This window comes from Streptomyces sp. T12 (genome assembly GCF_028736035.1).
GTDB lineage: Bacteria > Actinomycetota > Actinomycetes > Streptomycetales > Streptomycetaceae > Streptomyces.
The window spans coordinates 7,076,350-7,099,587 of record NZ_CP117866.1 but is presented as its reverse complement, the minus strand read 5'-3'; the positions used below and the strand labels follow the sequence as shown (position 1 = coordinate 7,099,587).

The following is a 23,238-nucleotide window of genomic DNA, read 5'->3' as shown; positions in this document are numbered from 1 at the left end:
GGTGAGCCAGTCCGACGGGTATGCAAGTAGAACACGGAATTGGGGCCTCCGAGAAGGCCTCCGTTCCCGTGGCTAAGAACCTATGGGGATTGCTGGGGCATGCGCAAACTATTTTTTCGACGAGTTCGTGTCATTCCCCGTCAGCGGCCTCCCCAACCTCCTGGCCTGCACAGATGGCCAGCACATCGGCTCCGTAGCGCTCGAGCTTGCGCTTGAGGACACCGGAGATCCGGGACAGCTCGACCGGACTGGTTGGCTCCGCTTCGGCGATGGCCATCAGGGTCCTGTCCGTAAAGATGCAGAAGTCCGGTTGCCCGCTGAGTCGGGCCTGAACCGCGCGCCACTCGCGGAGCCGTTCGTAGAGGCCCTCGTCCATGTCGGAGGGACAGCCCTCGCAGCGCATCAGCTTCATCTCACCGGCGTCGGTGAGCGTGCGCCCGCAGACGCGGCAGCGGGCCGGGGCGCGCTGCCTCCGTCTCGGGATGGCATCCGGTCTGCTCGTGAAGCCACGCTCGACGCCTCCGGAGCCGCCGCCGACGGCGGCGCGGCCTGCGGTGGCGGTCGAGCCGGGGCGCAGTCCGTCGAGGAAGCGGCTCGGGCGGCGGTTGGGCCGGCTGCCTGGTGCACGGCTGAGGGACCAGGAGACATGGAGGTGCTGCCGGGCTCGGGTGACGCCGACGTAGAGGAGACGGCGTTCCTCCTCGATCTGCTCGTCGGTCTTTGCGTAGGTGATCGGCATCATGCCCTCGGCGACACCGACCAGGAAGACGACGTCCCACTCCAGGCCCTTGGCCGAGTGCAGAGAGGCGAGGGTCACGCCCTGGACGGTCGGGGGGTGCTGGGCGTTCGCCCGTTCGTCGAGCTCGGCGACGAGGTCGGCGAGGGTGGCGCCCTGTTTGGCCGCGGCGAAGTCCTGGGCGAGGTTCACCAGGGCGGCCAGGGACTCCCAGCGCTCTCTGACGGCGCCGGAGCCGGCCGGGGGCTCGGTCGTCCAACCCTCCCCCGACAGCACGGCACGCACCTGCGAGGGCAGATCGACGGCGTCGTCGAGGAGCGAGTCGTTGCCGCCGAAGCGGGCCGCGCCTCGCAGGGCGACACCCGCCTTGCGCACCTCGGGACGGTCGAAGAAGCGCTCGGCGCCCCGCAGCTGGTAGGGGACGCCCGCGTCGGCGAGGGCCTGTTCGTAGGTCTCGGACTGGGCGTTCGTACGGAACAGGATGGCGATCTCGCCGGCCGGGACGCCGGAGTCCATGAGTTCCCGGATGCGACGGGCGGCGCCCTCTGCCTCGGCGGGTTCGTCTGTGTACTCGGTGTAGACGGGCTCGGGGCCGGGGTCGCGCTGGGAGATCAGCTCCAGGCGGTGGTCGGCGGCGCGGCCGCGGGCCTGGGCGAGCAGGCCGTTGGCGAGATGGACCACCTGGGGGGTGGAGCGGTAGTCGCGGACCAACTTGACGACGGTGGCACCGGGGTGGCGGGTGCGGAAGTCGAGCAGATGGTCGGGAGTTGCTCCTGTGAACGAGTAGATCGTCTGGCTGGCGTCGCCGACCACGCACAGGGTGTCACGGTCGCCGAGCCACAGGTCCAGCAGGCGCTGCTGGAGCGGGCTGACGTCCTGGTACTCGTCGACCACGAAGTGCTGGTACTGGGAGCGGACCTGGTCGGCGATGTCGTGCCGGTCCTGGAGGATGCCGACGGTGAGCAGCAGGACGTCCTCGAAGTCGATGACCGAGCGGTCCCGCTTGAGGTCCTCGTAGACGTTGTAGATCTGGGCGATCTCGGCCGGGTCGCGGGGGGACTCGCGGCCCGCCTTCGCGGCGGCCGGCGGATAGTCGGTGGGGACGGTCTGGGTGACCTTGGACCACTCGATCTCGGCGGTGACGTCCCGCAGCTCGTTGCGGTCGAGGCGGATGCGGCAGGCGGCGGCCGCGTCGGCGACGAGCTGGATCTTGCGGTCGACGAGCCGGGGCAGGGAGCCGCCGACTGCTTTCGGCCAGAAGTACTGGAGCTGTCGCAGGGCGGCCGAGTGGAACGTGCGGGCCTGGACTCCGGCGGCGCCGAGGTGGCGCAGCCGGCCGCGCATCTCTCCCGCGGCGCGGTTGGTGAAGGTGACGGCGAGCACGCTGGAGGGCTGGAGGATGCCGGAGCGGACCCCGTAGGCGATGCGGTGGGTGATCGCCCGGGTCTTGCCTGTGCCGGCGCCCGCGAGCACGCACACCGGACCGTGCAGGGCGGTGGCCACCTCGCGCTGCTCGGGGTCGAGCCCTTCGAGCACCGCGTCGGCCGAGTCCGGTACCTGCGGGAAGAGGGTGGAGTGCGTTGCTGCTGTCACACCGCCATGCTGCCAGGTCGCCGGAGACGGCTGTGCCGGTTGTCCACAGGCAGGCATTGTTAGTCGTACTAATGCGGCAGGCGTCACGTGTGCTCAGGCATACCCCGGGCGGGAATGGCGCCCCGGTCGCGTACGTTCCCTCTCTGGACGAGCTGTTCCCCCGAGCCACCCAAGGAGCGCGCGAGACATGCAGGGCACTGTGACGATGTACAGCACCACGTGGTGCGGCTACTGCCAGCGGCTGAAGAAGCAGCTGGAGCGCGAGGGGATCGCGTACACCGAGATCAACATCGAGCAGGACCCCGAGTCCGCAGCGTTCGTCGAGAAGGCGAATGGCGGAAATCAGACGGTCCCGACCGTGCTCTTCGCGGACGGTTCGACGCTGACGAACCCGTCGCTGGCTCAGGTGAAGCAGAAAATCAGCGTCTGAAGCAGAAGATCGGCGCGTGATCGACGCAAAAGGAGAGGGTGGCCGCCCGAGTCGGGCGGCCACCCTCTCCTTTTGCGCTCAGACGCTGCGCGTCGGCAGTGGCTTGCCGTACCAGAGCTCGATCAGGCGGGCCGCGATCGAGATGCCGTACGGCGGCAGAACCTCGCCCGAGTCGAAGGCGGCGCGCAGTTCCTCGCGGGAGAACCAGCGGGCCTCGTGGATCTCGTCGCCGTCGACATTGACCTCGGTGGTGGTGGCGCGGGCCATGAAGCCCAGCATGAGGCTGGACGGGAAGGGCCACGGCTGGCTGGCCACGTACTCGACCTGGCCGACGGTGACCCCGGCCTCCTCGAAGACCTCGCGGCGCACCGCCTGCTCGATGGACTCCCCGGGCTCGACGAAGCCGGCGAGTGTCGAGAAGCGGCCCTCGGGCCAGTGCACCTGGCGACCGAGGAGGATGCGGTCGTCCTCGTCGGTGACGGCCATGATCACGGCGGGGTCGGTGCGCGGGTAGTGCTCGGCGCCGCAGGCCTGGCAGCGGCGGATGTGGCCGGCCGCGGCGATCACGGTGCGTTCGCCGCAGCGGGAGCAGAAGCGGTGGGTGCGCTGCCAGTTCTCCAGGCCGACGGCGTGCACCATCAGGCCCGCGTCGCGCGGCGACAGCAGCAGGCCCGCCTCGCGCAGGCCGGCCGGGCGCGCGGACTGGTCGATACGGCCGGGCAGCGCGTCCTTCTGGAGGGCGAAGTAGCTGACGCCCTCGTCGTCGATGCCGAGGAAGTAGCGGTGCGCCTCGGTGAGGGGGGCCTCGAACGAGGGGGTCATGACGAGTTCGGTGCGCCCGTCCGCCGTCTCGTCGATGAGGACCTGGCCGCCGGAGACCACGAAGCAGCGGGTCGTCGGGTGGCTCCACGCTGCCGCGAGCCAGGCCTCGTCGAGCCGGTGGTGGGCGGCGCGGTCGATGCCGCTCGGGGCGGTGAGCGAGATGGGTCGGTCGGCGGTGTGGTCGGTCCAGGTGGTCACGGGTGCTTCCAACTCCCCCAGTGAAACGGTGTACTTCGGCGGGCGGATCGGCGGGACGTACGACGGGAGGCGACCGGGTCCGGCAGGGCTCGGCGGTGCGGGGCGGGCTTCTCAGTGTGCCCCGCGCGCGAGGGCGCGCCGGACGGCCGGGGGCGCTCAGGGCTCATGGCGCCAGTTCGCGGCGAGGTCGCCCCACAGGTAGGCGGTGGTCTCCACGCCCTTGAGGAGCAGGCCCAGCTCGACCTTCTCGTTCGGGGCGTGCCAGCCGTCTGAGGGGACGGAGATGCCGAGGAAGAGCACGGGTGCGCCGAGGACGTCCTGGAGATCGGCGGCGGGTCCCGAGCCGCCCTCGCGCGTGAAGCGGACGGGCCCCTCGAAGGCGCGGCCCATGGCGCGTACGACGGACTGCAGGGCCGGGTGGTCCAGCGGCGTCAGGCACGGGCGCGTGGCCCCGCTGAACGTGATCTCGCACCGGATCCCGGCGGGCACCTGAGCGTCGGCCCAGGCGCGGACGGCCTTCTCGATGTGGTCGGGGTCCTGTCCCGCGACCAGCCGGAAGGAGAGCTTCACCATGGCGGAGGACGGGATGATCGTCTTGCTGCCGGGGCCCTGGTAGCCACCGCCGATGCCGTTGACCTCGGCGGTGGGGCGGGCCCAGATGCGCTCCAGGGTGGTGTGGCCGGCCTCGCCCTGGGTGGCGTAGGACTTGGCGGTGCGCAGCCACTGCTGCTCGTCGAAGGGCAGCTCGGCGAAGAGCTCGCGCTCGCGGTCGCTCAGTTCGACGATGCCGTCGTAGAAGCCGGGGATCGCCACGCGCGCGTGGTCGTCGTGCAGGGCGGCGACGAGGCGGGCGGCGGCAGTCGCCGGGTTGGGGACGGCGCCGCCGAAGGAGCCGGAGTGGATGTCCTGGTCGGGGCCGTGCAGCCGGATCTCGCACTCGGCGAGGCCGCGCATGCCGGTGCACACGGTGGGGGTGTCCTCGGACCACATGCCGGTGTCGGACACGATCACGGCGTCGGCCGCGAGCCGCTCGGCGTGCTCCTCGACGAGGGCGCGGAAGTGCGGGGAGCCGGACTCCTCCTCGCCCTCGATCAGCAGCTTCAGGGTCACCGCCGGGGTGGCACGGCCGGTGGTGGCGAGGTGGGCGCGGACGCCGAGTGTGTGGAAGAACACCTGGCCCTTGTCGTCGGCCGCCCCGCGGGCGTAGAGGCGCCCTTCTCGGACGACGGGCTCGAAGGGCTCGCTGTCCCAGCCGTCCTCGCGGGCGGCGGGCTGTACGTCATGGTGGCCGTAGACGAGGACCGTGGGCGCCTCGGGGTCGTCGGAGGGCCACTCGGCGAAGACGGCTGGCGCGCCCGGCGTCGGCCACACCTCGGCGGTCGGGAAGCCGGTCTCCTTGAGCTTGGCGGCGAGCCAGTCGGCGCTGCGGCGTACGTCGGGCGCGTGGTCGGGCTGGGCCGACACGGAGGGGATGCGCAGCCACTCGGCGAGGTCGTCGAGGAAGGCGGCGCGATGCTGCTCGATGTACGTGCGGACGGCGCTGTCCGGGGTCTGGCTCATGGTCACGAGCCTATCGGCCCGCACCGACATCCTGATTGGGCGGTTCCTCACAGTCCGCCTCCGCGACCGGCTCCTGAGTCAGCAGCCGCTCCAGTGCGGCCCGGTCCGGCAGGCCCACCGGTCGTACGACCTCTCCGCTGCGGACGTACAGGAACACGGCGTTGACCGAGTCCAGGGGCACGCCCTGCTGCTCGGCCCAGGCGAGCCGGTACAGGGCGAGCTGGAGGGGGTCGGCGGTGCGGGTGCGGTTGGTCTTCCAGTCGACGATCTCGTACGTCGCCCCGTCACCGTCGCCGTCCTTGTAGACGGCGTCGATACGGCCCCGTACGACGCGGCCGGCGATCGCGAGCTGGAACGGGGCCTCGACCCGGTACGGCGTGCGGTGCGCGTACTCGGTGCGCTCGAAGGCGTCCTTGAGGGCCTCCAGGTCGCGCTCGTCGGCGATCTCCGCCTCGCTGCCGGGCAGGTCCTCCGGCTCCAGCATGGGCAGCGTCAGCTCTTCGAAGCGGGCTTCGACCCAGGCATGGAATCGGGTGCCTCGGCGTGCGGCGGGTTGTGGAGGGCGCGGCATGGGGCGCGCGAGTTCCTGCGCGAACCCGTCCGGGTCGGCGGCCAGCCGCAGCAGTTGGGACGCGGTCAGCGACGGGGGCAGGGGTACGTCGGTGACGCTCGCGCGGGCGCGCAGGAGCTCCCCGGTGAGGGCGTCGAGGTCGCGGTCCCAGGAGGCGATGGTGCGGGCCTCCTCCGGGGTGACGGGGCCCTCAGGGGTGAAGGGGTAATCCGGAGTGGGAGGGTCCGGTTCCGTGGGGTGGGGGCGTGCGGGTGGTTCGGTGGAGGGCTCCGGCGGTAGCGCCTGGTGCGGGACGGTCGGGCGGTCCGTGGTCCAGGATTCCCAGTCTTCGGGGTCCTCGGGGTCCTCCTCCAGGAAAGGGTCCTCTTCGATGAAGGGGTCCTCGGGGAAGTCCTCCGAGGGCATTGCCTCGTCCGGTGGTGCAGGCCAGTCCGGATCGTCGTAAGTGTCCGCGTCATGCGTCGTGGCGGGGTGGCCGTCCGCGTGGGAGGTGAGGTTCTCCAGGTGGGCCAGGACCGTCTCGGCGGCCGCGCGGCGTCGCGCCAGGGCGGCCTCGTCGAGGGGCAGGGGCCAGACCTGGTCGGCGGTCTCCCGGTGCAGAGCCGGGTTCGCCTCGTCCTCGGCGGGCTCGTCGGCCCACGCCTCGACCTCGCCGTAACCGGCAGCGCAGTGGTCGTACAGGGCCTGCAGGAAGTCGGAGGGCCCGCGGGGCTTCTTCTGGCTAGGGCCCCACCAGTGGCCGGAGCCGAGGAGCAGGGAGCGAGGGCGGGTGAAGGTGACGTAGCCGAGGCGGAGTTCCTCGGTGTGCTGGTGGTCTTTCATGGCCTCGTGGAAGGCCTTCAGGCCGCGGGAGTCCCAGGAGGCGACATCGGGGAGCGTGTCGGCGTCGCCGCGCAGCTCGTGCGGGAGCACCTTGCCCTGGGCGGTCCACTTCTCGCGGCCCTGGGTGCTGGGGAAGGTGCCGGTGACCAGGCCGGGGACGGCGACGACGTCCCACTCCAGGCCCTTGGACTTGTGCGCGGTGAGCACCTTGACGGTGTTCTCGCCGCCGGGGAGGGCGTTGTCGAGGCCCTTCTCGTACTGGGCGGCGGTGCGCAGGAAGGCGAGGAAGGCGAGCAGGGTCGCCTGGTTGTCGCCGGCCGCGAACGAGGCGGCGATGTCGAGGAAGTTGGACAGGGTCTCGCGACGGCGGGCGGCCAGGGCGTGCGGGGAGGCCGAGAGTTCGACCTCCAGGCCGGTGACGGCGAGGACGCGGTGCAGGACGTCCATCAGCGGGTCGGACAGGGAGCGGCGCAGGTCGCGCAGTTCGGTGGCCAGACGGGCGAACCGCACGCGCGCGTCCGGCGAGAAGGGCAGGCCGTCGTCGTCCCCGCCGCCGTCGAGCGGCGTCTCCAGGAACGTGTCGAGGGCGTCCGCGAGCGAGATCACCTCGGCGGGGTCGACCCCCTCGACGGCCTCGGCGAGCCGACGGTCCGGGTCGTCGTCGCCGTCCACGCGCGCGTGGGACACCAGCAGCCGTGCGCGGCGCCCCAGGAGGGCGAGGTCGCGCGGGCCGATGCGCCAGCGCGGGCCGGTGAGGAGGCGGACCAGGGAGGCGTTGGCACCGGGGTCCTGGAGGACTTCGCAGACGGCGACCAGGTCGGCGACCTCGGGGAGGTGGAGCAGCCCGGACAGGCCGACGACCTCGACGGGGACGTCACGGGCGACGAGCGCGCCCTGGATCTCGGCGAAGTCGGTCGCCGTACGGCACAGGACGGCGATCTCGCCGGGCGCCTTGCCGGTGTTCACGAGATGGGCGATGGAGTCGGCGAGCCAGTCCATCTCCTCGGCGTGGGTGGGCAGCAGCGCACAGCGGACGGTGCCGTCGCGCTCGGCTCCGGGGGCCGGGCGGAGGGCCTCCACGCCCGCGTGCATGGCGCGCAGGGGCTCCGCGAGGCCGTTGGCGAGGTCGAGGAGGCGGCCGCCGCTGCGGCGGTTCTCGCTGAGCGCCTGGCGGGTGACGAGGCGGCCGTCGGTGTGGGCGAAGTGCTCGGGGAAGTCGTCGAGGTTGGCGACGGAGGCGCCGCGCCAGCCGTAGATCGCCTGGCAGGGGTCGCCGACGGCGGTCACCGGATGGCCGGTGCCGCCCCCGAACAGGCCCGCCAGAAGGACGCGTTGGGCGACGGACGTGTCCTGGTACTCGTCGAGGAGGACCACGCGGAACTCGTCGCGCAGGATGCGGCCCACCTCGGGGATCCGGGCGAGCTGCGCCGACAGGGCGATCTGGTCGCCGAAGTCGAGCAGATCGCGCTCCCTCTTGGCGGCGCGGTAGCGCACCACCAGCTCGGCGAGTTCGCGGCGGGCGGCGGCCGTCTCGGGGACCTTGCGCAGATCGGCGTTGGTGAGCTTGGCGCCCTGGAGGGTGAGCAGCAGTTCGGCGTCGTACGCGCGCAGGGCCTCGGGCCGTACGAGGTGCTCGGCGAGCTCGGCGTCCAGGGTGAGAAGGTCGCTGACCAGGTCGGCGAAGGAGCGGGTGAGGGCCGGGTACGGGCCCGGGGACTCGCGCAGCACGCGTGCGGCGAGCTGGTAGCGGGTGGCGTCGGCGAGCAGGCGGGACGTCGGCTCCAGGCCGAGGCGCAGGCCGTGGTCGGTCAGCAGGCGGCCCGCGAAGGCGTGGTACGTCGAGATCACCGGCTCGCCCGGCGGGTTGTCCGGATCGATGACGTCGGGGTCGGTGACGCCGGCCTTGACGAGCGCCTTGCGGACGCGCTCGGCGAGTTCGCCGGCCGCCTTGTTGGTGAAGGTCAGGCCGAGGACCTGTTCGGGAGCGACCTGGCCGGTGCCGACCAGCCACACCACGCGCGCCGCCATCACCGTCGTCTTGCCCGATCCGGCTCCGGCAACGATCACCTGCGGGGCCGGCGGCGCGATGATGCAGGCCGTCTGCTCCGGGGTGAACGGGATACCGAGGAGCTCCTTGAGCTGATCGGGATCGGTGATACGGGCGGACATCTCAGAGAGGCTAGCTGCGGGCACTGACAGTGGATGCCGGATCGGTCCTCGGGCCCGGAGAAGCGCAGGTCAGCATGCGAGGTGCGATAGGTCACTCCGGTGCCTCGGCCACGTGTCGCCCTACCTGCTCGACCACGTGTCGCTCGACCTACTCGACCACGTGCCGTCCCTCGGGCCGCACACTGCACGACGCCCGGAACGCGCAGTGTGTGCAGTGCTGGCCCGCGCTGGGCGTGAACCGCTCGTCGAGGACCTTGCCGGCCGCCGTGGCCAGCAGGTCGCCGACCCACTCCCCGTCCGGGCCGTCCAGGGGCTCCTGCCCCTGCACCTTGGGCAGCGTCTCGCCGCCGTCCCGCTTGGCGGCGCCCTGGCGCAGCTGGACGAGTTCGGCGCCGCCCGGCTCCGGACGTATGCCGTCGAAGGCCTCGTCCACGGCACCCTCGCGGACGGCGAGCTGGTAGACGGCGAGCTGCGGGTGGCGGGCCACCTCGGCCGCGCTGGGTGCCTGCTTGCCGGTCTTGAAGTCGACGACGTAGGCCCGTCCTTCGCCGTCGGCCTCGACGCGGTCCATCTGGCCGCGGATGCGGACCTCGACGTCGCCCGCTTCGAGGGTGACGTCGAAGTCGTGCTCACTGGCCACCGGCGTACGCCCCGCACGGTCCATCACGTGCCACTTCAGGAAGCGTTCGACCGCCACGCGCGCGTTGTCCTTCTCCTGCGCCGACTTCCAGGGCGCGTCGAAGGCCAGCGCGTTCCACACGGAGTCAAGGCGCTCCATGAGGACGGCGAGGTCGGCCGGGGTGTGTCCGGAGGCGACCTCGTCGGCGAGGACGTGCACCACGTTGCCGAAGCCCTGGGCGGCGGTCGCGGGTGCGTCGGCCTTCACCTCGCGGCCCAGGAACCACTGCAGGGAGCAGGTGTTGGCGAGCTGGTCGAGGGCGCTTCCGGACAGCACGACGGGTTGGTCGCGGTTGCGCAGCGGCACCTTGGACTCGGTCGGCTCGAACATGCCCCACCAGCGGTAGGGGTGTGCGGACGGCACCAGCGGGCGGCCCTCTTCGTCTGCGAGCGCGGCGAGCCGGGCCAGTCGGCGAGCGGCGGCCTCCCTGAGCGTGTCCGACGCGCGCGGGTCGACCGTGGTCGCCCGGAGTTCGGCGACGAGCGCGGCGACGGCCAGCGGGCGGCGCGGGCGGCCTGTCACGTCCCTCGGCTCGACGCCGAGTTCGGTCAGGAAGCGGGAGGGCTGGTCACCGTCGTCGGCCGGGGCCTTCACCGCGGTGACGACGAGGCGTTCACGCGCGCGCGTGGCGGCGACATAGAACAGACGACGTTCCTCCGCCAGCAGCGCCCCCGGGGTGAGCGGTTCGGCGAGCCCGTCGCGGCCGATGCGGTCGGCTTCCAGGAGCGAGCCGCGGCGGCGCAGATCCGGCCACAGCCCCTCCTGGACGCCGGCGACGACGACCAGCCGCCACTCCAGGCCCTTGGAGCGATGCGCGGTCATCAGGCGCACGGCGTCGGGGCGTACGGCACGCCGTGTGAGGGTGTCGGCGGCGATGTCCTCGGCCTCGATCTCCGCCAGGAAGTTCAGGGTGCCCCGGCCGCCGGTGCGCTCCTCGGCGCGGGCCGCGGTCGCGAACAGTGCGCATACGGCGTCGAGGTCACGGTCGGCGTTGCGTCCGGCCGCGCCGCCGCGGCGGGCGGTCCGCTCCAGACGCGTGGGCCACGGCGTGCCCTCCCACAGGTCCCACAGCGCCTCCTCGGCCGTACCGCCGCCCGCGAGGCGCTCACGGGCCTTGCCGAGCAGCGCGCCGAGCCGCTGGGCACCACGCGCGTACGTGGGGTCGTGCACCGCCAACCGCTCCGGCTCGGCCAGTGCCCGCGCGAGCAGCTCGTCCGAGGGCGGCGGCAGCGGGTTGCCCGCGGCCCGCTCTTCGTCGCGCAGGGCCCGCCCGAGGCGCCGCAGGTCGGCGGCGTCCATGCCTGCGAGGGGGGAGGCGAGCAGGGTGAGGGCGGTCTCGGTGTCGAGCCAGGAGGCACCGGGATCGGGCCGGGCGGCCGAGGCATCGCCCTCCGGTTCGGGCCGGACGGCCAAGGCGTCGCCCTCGGCTTCGGCCGCTTCTCCGGTACGTACGCCGGCCTCGGCCACTTCCTCAGCACGTACGTCGACGTCGCCGCCGCCCCGCGCAGGCTGCGCCTCCGCCGTCGCCACCGCCCGCAACGCCGTCAGCAGCGGCGCCACCGCCGGCTCGTGCCGCAGTGGCAGGTCGTCGCCGTCGATGTCCAAAGGCACCCCGGCGGCAGTGAGCGCCCTGCGCACCGTCGGGATCGTGCGCGACCCCGCACGCACCAGGACGGCCATCTCGCTCCAGGGCACGCCGTCCTCCAGATGCGCCCTGCGCAGAATGTCGGCGATGTTGTCCAGCTCGGTGCCGGGCGTCGGGTACGTGAAGACCTCGACGCGGCCGCCCTCGCGGACCGCAGCGAGCTCTCGATGGGCGCGTACCTTCTCCGCCGGTAGCCGGGTGAGCGGCATGCGCTGGGTGAGCAGCCGGGTGGCGGTCAACAGGGCGGCGCCGGAGCGGCGGGAGGTGCGCAGGACCTCGACGGGCGCGGGGCGGCCGTCCGCGCGCGGGAAGGCGTGCGGGAACTCCAGGATGCCGTTCACGTCGGCGCCCCGGAAGGCGTAGATCGACTGGTCGGGGTCACCGAAGGCGACAAGGGTGCGGCCGCCGCCGGCGAGGGCGTGCAGCAGCCGTACCTGGGCCGGATCGGTGTCCTGGTACTCGTCGACGTACACGGCGTCGTACCGCGCGGCGAGCAGCTGGGCGGCCTCGGGGCGGCGGGCGAGGAGCACCGCGCGGTGGACCAGTTCGGCGTAGTCGAGCACGCCCTGCATGTCGAGCACGTCGAGGTACTCGGCGAGGAAGGACGCCGCGGCGCGCCAGTCGGGGCGGCCGATGCGGCGGGCGAAGGCGTCCAGGGCGTCGGGGCCGAGGCCCAGTTCGCGGCTGCGGGCGAGGACCGCGCGGACCTCGTCGGCGAAGCCGCGGGTGGTCAGGCAGGCGCGCAGTTCGTCCGGCCAGCGCACGTGCGCGAGGCCGAGCCGCTCCAGGTCGGGCCCGCCCGCCAGCAGTTCCCGCACCGTCACGTCCTGCTCGGGGCCCGAGAGCAGCCGCAGGGGCTCCACGAACAGGTCGCTGTCCTGGTGGGCGCGGACCAGGGCGTAGCAGAACGAGTGGAACGTGGTCGCCTGGGGCGCGCGGGCCGCCCCTATGCGCAGCGCCATACGGTCGCGCAGTTCCACGGCGGCCTTGCGGCTGAACGTCAGCACCAGAATGCGCTCGGGGTCCCCGCCACGGGCGATGCGCGCCGCCACCGACTCGACGAGGGTGGTGGTCTTTCCAGTACCCGGACCTGCGAGGACGAGCAGCGGGCCGGTCGCGTGGTCAACCACGGCGCGCTGTGCGGCGTCCAGACGAGGGGGAGCCACCTGGACCGGCGGGGTACGCACCAGCCGGTAAACGCCACGGGTCCCCTGTCGCACCTGGGGGTGCGACAGGCGCCTGGTGGAGGAAGAGGAGCTCACGTGGTTCGCCGGTCCTGGTGGGTGTGCGAGTTGTCACTGCCGGCGCGGAGCGCCGTCGTTGAGGGGTGGTGGTCGGGTGACGGGTGGGCCGCCCCTCGCGCGTGGAGGGCGGTGGCCGCGGGGTGAGGGGGACACGCGCAGCCGACGCTACGCCGAGGGGTGGTGCGGAAGCAGGGCTTCCGATTCATCCCTCAGTTCACTTCTGGCACATGCGTCCCTCGACTCACGAACGTACGTCATGCCACGCACGTGCCCCCTATCCCCCGTACGGATCACAGGTCACACAGCGGGCCGTCCGATGGCGGAAGCTGTCAGGTGTGACCCTGTGCGCGTTCGCCGCCGTCCCAGCGCGCCCGCCTCATGTCGAGGCGCGGCAGGTGGCCCTCGGCGGCCCTGCTCGCCTCCTTCAGAGGCGTGCCCTCGACGCGGTAGTGCTCCAGCGCTCTCAGCTCGTGACCCGGCAGCAGCACCCCGTCCGCGCGGACCACCCGCCACCACGGGACGGCTCCCCCGTAGAGAGCCATCACCCGGCCGACCTGCCGGGGCCCGCCCTCCTCCAGCCACTCCGCGACATCCCCGTACGTCATGACGCGGCCCGGCGGAATCAGCTCGGCGACCTCGAGGACGCGCTCGGCGTACTCCGGCAGCGCGTCCACGGGCTCCGGCAGCGCGTCCACGGGCTCCGGGTGGGCGTCGTCGTACTCCAGGCGGGCGTCGTGCGGAAGGCTCTCCTCGCTCATCCGGCCCATCCTGCCCCACCCCACCGACAATGTGACGCGCTCGCCACTGTGCGTATGCCTCGCCCCGGGGCAGTGCTTCGGGCAGACTGTGCGCCCCCGCATTTGCACCCTGATGCCCCCGTGTGTCGGTGGGGCATGCCACCATCGTGCGGGCGGTGACTGGTGATACGAGACCAAGAAGAGACGATGAAGCAACAGGGTGTGCACCCGGAGGACGCGGCGAGCACCTCTGACGCTTCGTCGCGCCCGGACACCGCGAACGCCGGCAAGAAGGACCCCGGCGAGAGCGACAGCGGCAAGAAGGACGAGGTCAAAAAGGGCGCGGACGCGAACGACGCCGGACGCAAGGCCATCGAGGGGAAGGTGCCGTACGACCTGGACGAGGTGCACGTCGACGAGGTCGAGGGCGACGAACCGCTGCTCCCCGCGCGCGTGCACCGTCCGTCCGACCTCATGCGACTGCTCGTGGGCGTGCTGGGCATCGCCCTGCTGCTCGCGATCGCCGCTTTCGCCCACGGCACCACTTCAGGACTTGAGCAGGACATCAACAAGGGCACCGGCCAGGCGCCCGACGTGTTCAGCAAGATGGCCGGGCTGGTGTCCAGCATCGCGATCCTCCTGGTGCCCGTCGCCTTCGCGATCGAGCGGCTGATCAAGCGGGACGGGCTGCGCATCGCCGACGGCGTCCTCGCGGCCGTCCTCGCGCACGGGGTGACGCTCGCCACCGACCTGTGGGTCGCGCGGGCCGCCCCCGAGTCCATCCGGGACGCGCTCACCCAGCCGTCGCCCGGCGACATCGGCTCCCTCACCGACCCGGTGCACGGCTATCTCGCGCCGGTCATCGCGTACATGACGGCCGTGGGCATGTCCCGCAGACCCCGCTGGCGTGCGGTCCTGTGGGCGGTCCTGGTCCTGTACGCCTTCTCCATGCTGGTCACCGGCTACACCACGCCGTTCTCGATCCTCCTGACACTGCTGATCGGCTGGACCGTCGCCTACGGCACGCTGTACGCGGTCGGCTCGCCCAATGTCCGTCCCACCGGACGGACCCTGATGGCGGGCCTCAGGCACGTCGGCTTCCGCCCGGTGAGCGCGGCCCGCGAGGAGACTTCCGACACACAGGAGACCGGCGACCGCGGGCGGCGCTACTTCGTCACCCTCGAGGACGGTCCGCCGCTGGATGTGACGGTGGTCGACCGGGAGCAGCAGGCGCAGGGCTTCTTCTATCGCGCGTGGCGCAATCTGACACTGCGCGGCTTTGCCACCCGAAGCAGCCTCCAGTCGCTGCGCCAGGCTCTGGAGCAGGAGGCACTGCTCGCCTACGCGGCCATCGCGGCCGGCGCCAACGCGCCCAAGCTGATCGCGACCTCCGAGCTCGGCCCGGACGCCGTGATGCTGGTCTACGAGCACACCGGCGGCCACACCCTGGACTCGCTCTCGGACGAGGAGATCACCGACGACCTGCTGCGCGGCGCCTGGCTCCAGGTCAAGGCCCTGCAGTCCCGGCGTATCGCGCACCGCAGGCTGGTGGGTGACGCGATTCTGGTGGATCGTTCCAGCAAGGTGATCATCACTGACCTGCGCATCGGCGAGATCGCGGCCAACAATCTGCTGCTGCGGATGGACATCTCCCAGCTGCTGGTGACGCTCGGCCTCCGGGTGGGCGCCGAGCGCGCGGTGGCCTCGGCGGTGAGCGTGCTCGGGCCCGACGCGGTGGCCGACTGTCTTCCGATGCTGCAGCCCATCGCGCTGAGCCGCTCCACGCGCGCGACGCTGCGCAGACTCGCCCGGGAGCGGGCCCAGCGCGAGCGCGAGGCGGTGCTGGAGGCGTCCCGGCTCGCCAAGCACGCCCGCAGCGAGGAGGCAACGGACGGCGCCGGGACTGTACTCGGCAAGCCGGACAAGAAGACGGTACGGGCGCAGGCGCGGGCCGAGAAGCGGGCCATCGACGAGGCCCTGGACGAGGCGCGCGAGGAGGATCTGCTCACGCAGATCCGCCACGAGATGCTGCGGATCAGGCCGCAGGCTCCGGTCGAACCGGCCCGCCTTGAGCGGGTACGGCCGCGCACGCTGATCAGTTTCATCGCCGGTGCCATCGCCGCGTACTTCCTGCTGACGCAGCTCACCCACATCGAGTTCGGCCCGGTCATCGCCAACGCCCAGTGGGGCTGGGTGGCCGCGGCCGTACTGTTTTCGGCGGCCAGCTACTTCGCGGCGGCGATGGCGCTGCTGGGGTTCGTGCCCGAGCGGGTGCCGTTCCGGCGCACCGTCACGGCGCAGGTCGCCGGGTCGTTCGTGAAGATCGTCGCGCCGGCCGCGGTCGGTGGCGTCGCCCTCAACACGCGCTTCCTGCAGCGCGCGGGGGTGCGGCCGGGGCTCGCGGTGGCGAGCGTCGGCGCGTCACAGCTGTTCGGGCTCGGCTGCCACATCCTGATGCTGCTGGCCTTCGGCTATCTCACCGGCACCGAGAAGACGCCGTCGCTGTCGCCGTCCCGGACCGTCATCGCGGGCCTGCTGACGGTGGCGGTCCTCGTGCTTGTGGTGACCTCGGTGCCCTTCCTGCGGAAATTCGTCGTCACGCGCGTGAGGTCGCTGTTCGCGGGTGTCGTGCCGCGCATGCTCGACGTACTGCAGCGGCCGCAGAAGCTGGTCACCGGCATCGGTGGCATGCTGCTGCTGACCGCGTGCTTCGTGATGTGCCTGGACGCGTCGATCCGGGCCTTCGGCAGCGAGGGGACCTCGCTCAGCATCGCCAGCGTGGCCGTCGTCTTCCTCGCAGGCAACGCGCTCGGCTCCGCGGCCCCGACCCCGGGCGGCGTGGGCGCCGTGGACGTGACCCTGACCTTCGGTCTGATCGCCGTGGGCCTGCCCAGCGAGGTCGCCACCCCCTCGGTGCTGCTGTTCCGGATGCTGACGCTGTGGCTGCCGGTGCTGCCGGGCTGGTTGGCCTTCAACCACCTGACGCGCAAGGGCGCGCTGTAGCGCGGGGCGTCGTACGGAGGGCCGGGATGCCCCGTCGTGCGGGAGGTCTTGTCGTAGGAGAGGTCTCCTCGTAGGAGAGGTCTCGTCGTGCGGAGACCTTGTCGTGCGGGAGGCCTCTTCGTGCGGAGTGCGGAGGCCTCGGTGTGCGGGGCCTTGTCGTACGAGGAGCGTGGCGCCGTATGTTGCAAGGGCACGGCACAGGTGAGGCGCCGCGGTCCCTCGTACGGCACGCGCCCCGAGCGCCTCACCACGTACGACCGCAGGATGGGACCATGCCGAACCCTCCCCGGATGCGCGCAGCCGCCCTGACCGCCACGGCCCTGCTGGTGTCCGCCCTGCTGGCGGGCTGCAGCGACGACGACTCCGGGGACGAGGATCTGACGGCCCAGGAGCTGAGCTGGAAGGACTGCCCGGCCCCCTCCCAGGCGCAGGGCGGCGGGGGCAGCCCGTCACCTCTGCCGGGCGGCGGCGCATGGCAGTGCGCCACGATGAAGGCACCGCGCGACTGGGACGAGCCCAAGGGCGACACGATCGACATCGAGCTGATCCGGGTGAAGGCCAGCGGCGACGCGAACCGGCGCATCGGCTCGCTGATCTTCAACTTCGGCGGGCCCGGCGGGTCGGGCGTCACCAGCCTGCCTTCCTTCGCCGGCGGGTATGAGAAGCTGCGCGCCCGCTACGACCTGGTGAGCTTCGACCCGCGCGGGGTCGGCCGCAGCGAGCCCGTGCGGTGCGGGAACGACCAGCACCTCGACGCCTACTTCCAGCAGGACGCAACGCCCGACGACGCCGCCGAGCGGACCGAACTGCTGGACAGCGCCAAGGAGTTCAACGCGGCGTGCGAGAAGAACTCCGACGGGATGCTGCCCCATGTGATCACCACCGACGCGGCCCGTGACCTGGACCTGATGCGCCAGGTCCTCGGCGACGACAAGCTGCACTACTTCGGCGTCTCCTACGGCACCGAACTCGGCGGCGTATACGCCCACTTGTTCCCCGCAAACGTGGGGCGCGCCGTCTTCGACGCGGTCGTCGACCCGACGAAGAACGCCGAGCAGAACGCGCTCGCGCAGGCCGAGGGTTTTCAGCTCGCACTGGACAACTTCGCCGAGGACTGCACGTCGAAGACCGAGGCCTGCCCGATCGGCGACACCCCCCAGGACGTCAAGGACCGCATCGCCAAGCTGCTGAAGGACCTCGACAGCAAACCGATCCAGGGCATCTTCCCGCGCGAGCTGACCCAGACCGCCGCGACGTCCGGCATCATGCAGGCGCTGTACTCGAAGAACTTCTGGGAGTACCTCACCCAGGGCCTGGTGCAGGCGTACGACGGTGACGGCAGCTCCCTGATGCTGCTGGCCGACTCGAGCACCGGACGCCGCGAGAACGGCGAGTACAGCAACATCATCCCGGCCAACGTGGCGATCAACTGTGCCGATGACAAGCCCCGGTACACAGCCGAGGACGTGGAGCGGAGACTGCCCGCGTTCCGGGCCGCCTCGAACCTGTTCGGCGACTCCCTGGCCTGGTCCATGCTCAGCTGCACCGACTGGGCCGTGGCGGGCGCCGCCGACCATCCCGAGGTCGGTGCGCCCGGCTCGGCGCCGATCCTCGTCGTGGGCAACACCGGCGACCCGGCCACGCCGTACGAGGGCGCGCGGAGGATGGTCCAGGCGCTGGGCAAGGGGGTGGGCGTCGAGCTGACGTACAAGGGGCAGGGACACGGGGCGTACAACAGCAAGAACAAGTGCGTGCAGGACGCGGTGAACGGTTATCTGCTGGACGGGAAGGCGCCGGCGGCGGGCACCGTCTGCTCCTGAAACTGACCGAGGAAGCGCCAAACTGGCAGGTCAGAGGGTTACCCACAGGCCGCTACGGCCCTTTCGTGATCCGCCTACTATGGCCTGACCGCCATCCGCGGCACGGTGCGGACGGCCTGCGAGGGGGGAAATGGCATGGCGCGATTCGCATGGTGGACGGCCCTGACGGCCACCGCCGCGCTCCTGGCGACGGGCTGCAGTGGCGGCTCGTCCGACGGCGGCAAGGCCGGCGGGAAGGCGAGCGGGACGAGTTCCTCGGCCACGTCCGCCGGCTCGGCGACGCCATTGCCGTCCTCCCTGACCTCGCAAAAGCTCGACTGGGGACGCTGCAAGGCCACCGGGGACTCCCCCGCGCCGGGCGACGAGTGGCAGTGCGCGACGCTCGAGGCGCCGCTGGACTGGGCGAAGCCGGAGGGCAGGACGATCGACCTCGCCCTGATCCGCACCAAGGCCAGTGCCGACGACCGCATCGGCTCGCTCCTGTTCAACTTCGGCGGTCCCGGCAGCTCGGGGGTGTCCACGCTGCCGTGGTACGCCTCCTCCACCTCCGAGCTCGCCAAGCGGTACGACCTGGTGAGCTGGGACCCGCGCGGGGTCGGCGCCAGTGAAGGCGTGCGCTGCCGCGGCGACAAGGAGATCCAGGCCTCCGAGTCCGTGGACATCACGCCGGACACCTCGGCGGAGGAGACGGCCTACCTCCGGGACGCCGCCGACTTCGGCAAGGGCTGCCAGAAGTCCGAGGGGACGCTGATCGCGCATGTGTCGACCACCGACACCGCCCGCGACATGGACCTGATGCGCCAGGTCCTCGGCGACACGAAGATGCACTACTTCGGCATCTCCTACGGCACCGAACTCGGCGGCGTATACGCCCACTTGTTCCCGAGGAACGTGGGGCGGCTGATCCTGGACGCGGTCGTCGACCCGAGCGCCGACGGGGAGGGACACGCCGAGAACCAGGCCAGGGGCTTCCAGCGCGCGCTGAACAACTACCTCGAGTCCACCGGCCAGGGCGCCGATGAAGGCACGCAGAAGATCGTGGACCTGCTGAAGCGCATCGACGCGAGCCCGCTGCCGACGTCGTCCGGACGGAAACTCACCGAGGCACTCGCGCTCATCGGCATCATCAGGCCGCTGTACAGCGAAGCGAGCTGGCCGACCCTGACCAGCGCCCTGGAGGCGGCCGAGGAGGGAGACGGCTCGGAACTCCTGGCACTCGCCGACGACTACAACGATCGCAGCGCCTCGGGGCACTACAGCACGGGGACCCACTCGCAACGGGTCATATCGTGCCTGGACACCAAGCAGCGGCCGACGGTCGAGGAGACGAAGAAGCTGCTGCCGCGGTTCGAGAAGGTCTCGCCCGTGTTCGGTCCCATGCTGGGCTGGGACACGGCCGGCTGGTGCCACGACTGGCCGGTGGCCGGGCAGCACGACACCCCGGAGGTGAGTGCGCGGGGTGCGGCACCCATCCTTCTGGTCGGCAACACCGGCGACCCGGCGACGCCCTACGAGGGCACCCGGAAGATGGCCGACGAACTGGGCAAGGGCGTCGGCGTGATGCTCACCTGGAAGGGCGAGGGCCACGCCGCGTACGGGAAGGGGAACGACTGCGTCGACTCCACGGTGAACGCGTACCTGCTGCGGGGGACGGTACCGAAGGACGGCAAGGTCTGCTCATGACGGCGGCGGGGACTTCGAGCACCTGCGAAGCCCGGGGCGTGGTGCCCCAAGCACGCGTAGAAGTGCCTGAGCGCATGGCGGGCAGGGGGGCACCAGACATGCTCGACACAGCTGTCGATCAGGTCATCGACTGTGACCCTGGAATCCCACCTTCGTCTTGGGCCCAGCGCTCAACAACCTCGCAGAGAATATTCAGACGCCCGGCAGAAGCGCCTGGGCACCTCATCAAGAAGATCAATCAGCTGCCTCCCCGGACATCCGCCCACAGGGCCCTCGCACCCCTGGTAGGCCCACTTGGCATTGATCCGTGAGCCTGCCCGGAGAACTGCCGACGCCAACCAACAACGACAACGACAACGACAGAAGCCCACGGCATCTGAACTGGTCAGAGCCGTGGGCTTTTTCTGTTCCGCTGGTCAGCGGGCGGGCCGTTTAGTAGACCGGCTTGTGCGGCTCGATCTGGTTGACCCAGCCGATGACGCCGCCGCCGACGTGTACGGCGTCGGCGAAGCCTGCCGACTTCAGGACTGCGAGGACTTCCGCACTGCGGACACCCGTCTTGCAGTGCAAGACGATCTTCTTGTCCTGCGGGAGGGTCTCCAGGGCGGTGCCCATGAGGAACTCGTTCTTCGGGATCAGCCGGGCGCCGGGGATCGAGACGATCTCGTACTCGTTGATCTCGCGGACGTCGATGATCTCGATGTTCTCGCCGTCGTCGATCCACTCCTTGAGCTGCTTGGGAGTGATCGTCGAGCCGGCGGCCGCCTCCTGGGCCTCCTCGGAGACGACGCCACAGAAGGCCTCGTAGTCGATGAGCTCGGTGACGGTCGGGTTCTCGCCGCAGACCGCGCAGTTGGGGTCCTTGCGGACCTTGACCTGGCGGTACTGCATCTCCAGGGCGTCGTAGATCATCAGTCGGCCGACCAGCGGCTCACCGATGCCCGCGAGGAGCTTGATCGCCTCGTTGACCTGGATGGAGCCGATGGACGCGCACAGCACGCCCAGCACGCCGCCCTCGGCGCAGGAGGGGACCATGCCCGGCGGCGGGGGCTCCGGGTAGAGGCAGCGGTAGCAGGGACCGTGCTCGGACCAGAAGACGGAGGCCTGGCCGTCGAAGCGGTAGATCGAGCCCCACACGTACGGCTTGTTCAGCAGCACGCAGGCGTCGTTGACCAGGTAGCGGGTCGCGAAGTTGTCCGTGCCGTCGACGATCAGGTCGTACTGGCTGAAGATGTCCATCACGTTCTCGGCTTCGAGCCGCTCTTCGTGAAGGATCACGTTCACGTACGGGTTGATGCCGAGGACGGAGTCGCGCGCGGACTCGGCCTTGGAGCGGCCGATGTCGGCCTGGCTGTGGATGATCTGGCGCTGCAGGTTCGATTCGTCGACCTCGTCGAACTCCACGATGCCGAGCGTGCCGACGCCCGCCGCGGCCAGGTACATCAGCGCCGGCGAGCCCAGGCCGCCGGCGCCCACACACAGCACCTTGGCGTTCTTCAGCCGCTTCTGCCCGTCCATCCCCACGTCGGGGATGATCAGGTGGCGGGAGTACCTGCGGACCTCGTCTACGGTGAGCTCGGATGCGGGCTCGACCAGGGGTGGCAGCGACACGGGGACTCCGTTGGTCGGTCGATCACTACGGTTGTTCTCTCCGTAACAGTGCCATGGCCTTTTTCATTCCGAGACACCTGTTCCGATCCGCGAGACGATTTCGTCCCAGTAGCCGGGCATGGTCCCCCAGGCGTCGGCGCGGCCGCCACGCCCGCCACGGTCGGTGCGGTCCGTGTGGTCGGTGAAATAGATGGTCGCCGCGCCCTGCCAGCGGGCGATGCGCAGTGCCTCGTCCAGGTGGGGTCGGGGCACTCCGTGAACGAAGTGGCAGAAGCGGTCGGGCGGGTAGTCGGCGGTCCACTCCGCCACCTGCGACCAGCGGTAGTCGCTCCACGAGCCCCGGAAGGTGACCAACTGGTCGGCGCACTCGGCGTAGCCCGGGTGGGGGTGGGTGCCGTGGCCGAGGACGATGTGGGCCTCGTCACGCAGCGCGCGGAGCGTGGTGATCGTGCGGCGGATCGCGGGCAGGGCGGCGCGTTCGGTCGGGCAGCGGTCCAGGAAGAAGCCGTCGACCCGGTACCAGTCGAGGTAGCGGTGCGCCTCGGAGATCACCTCACCGAAGGCGCGGGCGCCTTGGGCCGCCGCGACGTGCGGCGCCTCGACGTCCGCCCCCGCGACGTGCGCCGTGTCCAAATGGGCCGTGCCCAGGTGGGCGGCGTCCAGGTGGCCCAGGACGCGGACTCCCGCGTTGCGGAGCCGTCCGGTGGTCTCGAGGCAGTGCGGGTCGGGGCGGGTGCCGGGGCCGTCCGCGACGTTCAGGACCACCCAGTGCACGGGGGTGCCGGGGCGGGTGAGTTCGCCCCACTCGGTGGGGGCGAGGAGGGGGTGGGCGTAGCCGGGAATGCCGAGGCCGGTGCGGAGGCCCGTGCTCGTTGCCGTCGGTGGGGTGCCGGTCAGATACGGCATGCCGCCTCCATCCAGATGTCCCCCAGGGACTCTTCGAGGTTGATCCGGGGGCGCCAGCCGAGCCGGTCGCGTGCGGTGCGCACGTCGGCCTGCTGCCAGCTGCCGCAGCCGTCCGGGTACGCGACCGGGGCGCCGGCGCCCGCATGCGCCGCATGGGTCGAATGGGTCGCATGGGCCATGTGGTCCGAGTCGGCGCGGGGATGCCCGATGGACGGCCGCAACGGGCCGGGCGGACCGTCGAGTTCGTGCAGGGCGCCGCCGTATCCGGCCACGCGGGCGAGGACGGCGGCGGCGTCCCGGAGACGGACGGCGCGGCCCGAGCCGATGTTGATGACGCCCTGCGCGGCGGACAGCGAGGCGGCGTGGACGGCGCGGGCCACGTCGCGGACGTCGATGAAGTCGCGCTGGGCGCCGAGGCCGGTGAGTTTGAGCTCGCCGTCGCCGGACTGCATGGCGCGGCGCATGGCCTCGGCGAGGCGGCCGAGGGGGGAGCCGGCGGGGGTGCCGGGGCCTGCGGGCGAGAAGACCCTCAGGACGACGGCGTCCAGGCCGGAGCCCAGGACCAGTTCGGTGGCGGCGAGTTTGCTGACGCCGTACGGGCCGCCGGGGCGGGGAACGGCGTCCTCGGCCGTGGAGGAGCCGGGCTGGCTCGGGCCGTACTCGGCACCGCAGCCGATCTGGACGAGCCGGGCGCCGCAGCCGCTGCGGCGCAGGGCCTCGCAGACGGTGGCGACGGCGACGGTGTTGTGGCGGGTGAGTTCGCGGGCGCCGCCTCTGGTGGCACCGGCGCAGTTGATGACGACGCCGGGGTGGACCGCGTCGAGGAAGCGGGTGAGGGCGCCGGGGCTGCCGGACGCGAGGTCGAAGCGGACGTCGGCGTCGTCGCCGCGGCCGAGCGCGGTGAGTTGGACGGCGGGGTCCGCGAGGAGGCGGTCGGCTACGAAGCGGCCGAGGTAGCCGTTGGCTCCGATCAGCAGGACTCTCATCGGGCGGCTCCCGGGGCCGAGTC

13 protein-coding genes are annotated in these 23,238 nt (G+C 71.5%); 4 read left to right on the top strand and 9 right to left on the bottom strand.

Annotated features, from left to right (window positions below):
• Window positions 1–130: 130 nt before the first annotated feature.
• Window positions 131–2,386 carry an ATP-dependent DNA helicase UvrD2 gene (locus tag PBV52_RS32115; protein WP_274243163.1) on the bottom strand — a complete coding sequence of 752 codons (2,256 nt, stop codon included), beginning with the start codon at window positions 2,384–2,386 and terminating at the stop codon, window positions 131–133.
• A gap of 130 nt (window positions 2,387–2,516) precedes the next feature.
• Between PBV52_RS32115 and PBV52_RS32110 the strand changes: the two genes are divergently transcribed.
• Window positions 2,517–2,759, top strand: a complete 243-nt coding sequence (locus tag PBV52_RS32110; RefSeq protein ID WP_030052474.1) for a mycoredoxin — start codon at window positions 2,517–2,519, stop codon at window positions 2,757–2,759.
• A 78-nt stretch (window positions 2,760–2,837) separates the two neighbouring features.
• On the opposite strand, the gene nudC is transcribed toward PBV52_RS32110, so the two are convergent.
• The 5 genes from nudC to PBV52_RS32085 all read right to left on the bottom strand — a co-directional run bounded on the left by nudC (window position 2,838) and on the right by PBV52_RS32085 (window position 13,227).
• Window positions 2,838–3,779: an NAD(+) diphosphatase gene (gene nudC / locus PBV52_RS32105; RefSeq protein WP_274243160.1), complete on the bottom strand. Its 942-nt coding sequence runs from the start codon at window positions 3,777–3,779 to the stop codon at window positions 2,838–2,840.
• A gap of 156 nt (window positions 3,780–3,935) precedes the next feature.
• The gene (locus PBV52_RS32100) at window positions 3,936–5,339 is read right to left on the bottom strand and encodes a dipeptidase (protein ID WP_274243158.1); all 1,404 of its coding nucleotides are present in this window, start codon (window positions 5,337–5,339) and stop codon (window positions 3,936–3,938) included.
• A gap of 10 nt (window positions 5,340–5,349) precedes the next feature.
• Window positions 5,350–8,901, bottom strand: a complete 3,552-nt coding sequence (locus PBV52_RS32095) for an ATP-dependent DNA helicase (RefSeq protein ID WP_274243156.1) — start codon at window positions 8,899–8,901, stop codon at window positions 5,350–5,352.
• Window positions 8,902–9,049: 148 nt separating this feature from the next.
• Window positions 9,050–12,487 (bottom strand): ATP-dependent DNA helicase, encoded by a 3,438-nt coding sequence (locus tag PBV52_RS32090; protein WP_274243155.1) that lies wholly within the window; start codon window positions 12,485–12,487, stop codon window positions 9,050–9,052.
• Window positions 12,488–12,798: 311 nt separating this feature from the next.
• The gene (locus tag PBV52_RS32085; protein WP_274243154.1) at window positions 12,799–13,227 is read right to left on the bottom strand and encodes an MGMT family protein; all 429 of its coding nucleotides are present in this window, start codon (window positions 13,225–13,227) and stop codon (window positions 12,799–12,801) included.
• Window positions 13,228–13,413: 186 nt separating this feature from the next.
• Here PBV52_RS32085 and PBV52_RS32080 point away from each other — a divergent pair, with 186 nt between their 5' ends.
• From PBV52_RS32080 to PBV52_RS32070, 3 genes are all read left to right on the top strand, one after another.
• Window positions 13,414–16,209, top strand: coding sequence for a lysylphosphatidylglycerol synthase transmembrane domain-containing protein (locus PBV52_RS32080; protein WP_274243153.1), 2,796 nt, complete (start codon window positions 13,414–13,416; stop codon window positions 16,207–16,209).
• A 272-nt stretch (window positions 16,210–16,481) separates the two neighbouring features.
• On the top strand, window positions 16,482–18,029 hold the full coding sequence (locus PBV52_RS32075) for an alpha/beta hydrolase (protein WP_274243152.1): 1,548 nt from the start codon (window positions 16,482–16,484) through the stop codon (window positions 18,027–18,029).
• A 135-nt stretch (window positions 18,030–18,164) separates the two neighbouring features.
• Window positions 18,165–19,712: an alpha/beta hydrolase gene (locus PBV52_RS32070; RefSeq protein WP_274243151.1), complete on the top strand. Its 1,548-nt coding sequence runs from the start codon at window positions 18,165–18,167 to the stop codon at window positions 19,710–19,712.
• Window positions 19,713–20,144: 432 nt separating this feature from the next.
• Here PBV52_RS32070 and moeZ read toward each other — a convergent pair whose 3' ends face one another.
• The 3 genes from moeZ to PBV52_RS32055 all read right to left on the bottom strand — a co-directional run bounded on the left by moeZ (window position 20,145) and on the right by PBV52_RS32055 (window position 23,215).
• Window positions 20,145–21,323, bottom strand: a complete 1,179-nt coding sequence (gene moeZ / locus PBV52_RS32065) for an adenylyltransferase/sulfurtransferase MoeZ (RefSeq protein WP_274243150.1) — start codon at window positions 21,321–21,323, stop codon at window positions 20,145–20,147.
• 63 nt (window positions 21,324–21,386) lie between these two features.
• Window positions 21,387–22,229, bottom strand: coding sequence for a spherulation-specific family 4 protein (locus tag PBV52_RS32060; protein WP_274243149.1), 843 nt, complete (start codon window positions 22,227–22,229; stop codon window positions 21,387–21,389).
• Entirely contained in the window at window positions 22,217–23,215 is a 999-nt protein-coding gene (locus PBV52_RS32055) for an NAD(P)-dependent oxidoreductase (RefSeq protein ID WP_274243148.1), read from the bottom strand. Before PBV52_RS32055 ends, PBV52_RS32060 begins: the two co-directional genes overlap by 13 nt.
• Window positions 23,216–23,238 lie beyond the last annotated feature (23 nt).

Bases quoted from the DNA above. Each gene is read 5' to 3' on its own strand.
- PBV52_RS32080 (WP_274243153.1), top strand. From the start codon at position 13,414: ATGAAGCAACAGGGTGTGCACCCGGAGGACGCGGCGAGCACCTCTGAC.
- PBV52_RS32085 (WP_274243154.1), bottom strand. From the start codon at position 13,227: ATGAGCGAGGAGAGCCTTCCGCACGACGCCCGCCTGGAGTACGACGAC.
- PBV52_RS32060 (WP_274243149.1), bottom strand. From the start codon at position 22,229: ATGCCGTATCTGACCGGCACCCCACCGACGGCAACGAGCACGGGCCTC.
- PBV52_RS32055 (WP_274243148.1), bottom strand. From the start codon at position 23,215: ATGAGAGTCCTGCTGATCGGAGCCAACGGCTACCTCGGCCGCTTCGTA.
- PBV52_RS32075 (WP_274243152.1), top strand. From the start codon at position 16,482: ATGCCGAACCCTCCCCGGATGCGCGCAGCCGCCCTGACCGCCACGGCC.
- PBV52_RS32095 (WP_274243156.1), bottom strand. From the start codon at position 8,901: ATGTCCGCCCGTATCACCGATCCCGATCAGCTCAAGGAGCTCCTCGGT.
- PBV52_RS32070 (WP_274243151.1), top strand. From the start codon at position 18,165: ATGGCGCGATTCGCATGGTGGACGGCCCTGACGGCCACCGCCGCGCTC.
- PBV52_RS32110 (WP_030052474.1), top strand. From the start codon at position 2,517: ATGCAGGGCACTGTGACGATGTACAGCACCACGTGGTGCGGCTACTGC.
- PBV52_RS32100 (WP_274243158.1), bottom strand. From the start codon at position 5,339: ATGAGCCAGACCCCGGACAGCGCCGTCCGCACGTACATCGAGCAGCAT.
- PBV52_RS32115 (WP_274243163.1), bottom strand. From the start codon at position 2,386: ATGCCTGCCTGTGGACAACCGGCACAGCCGTCTCCGGCGACCTGGCAG.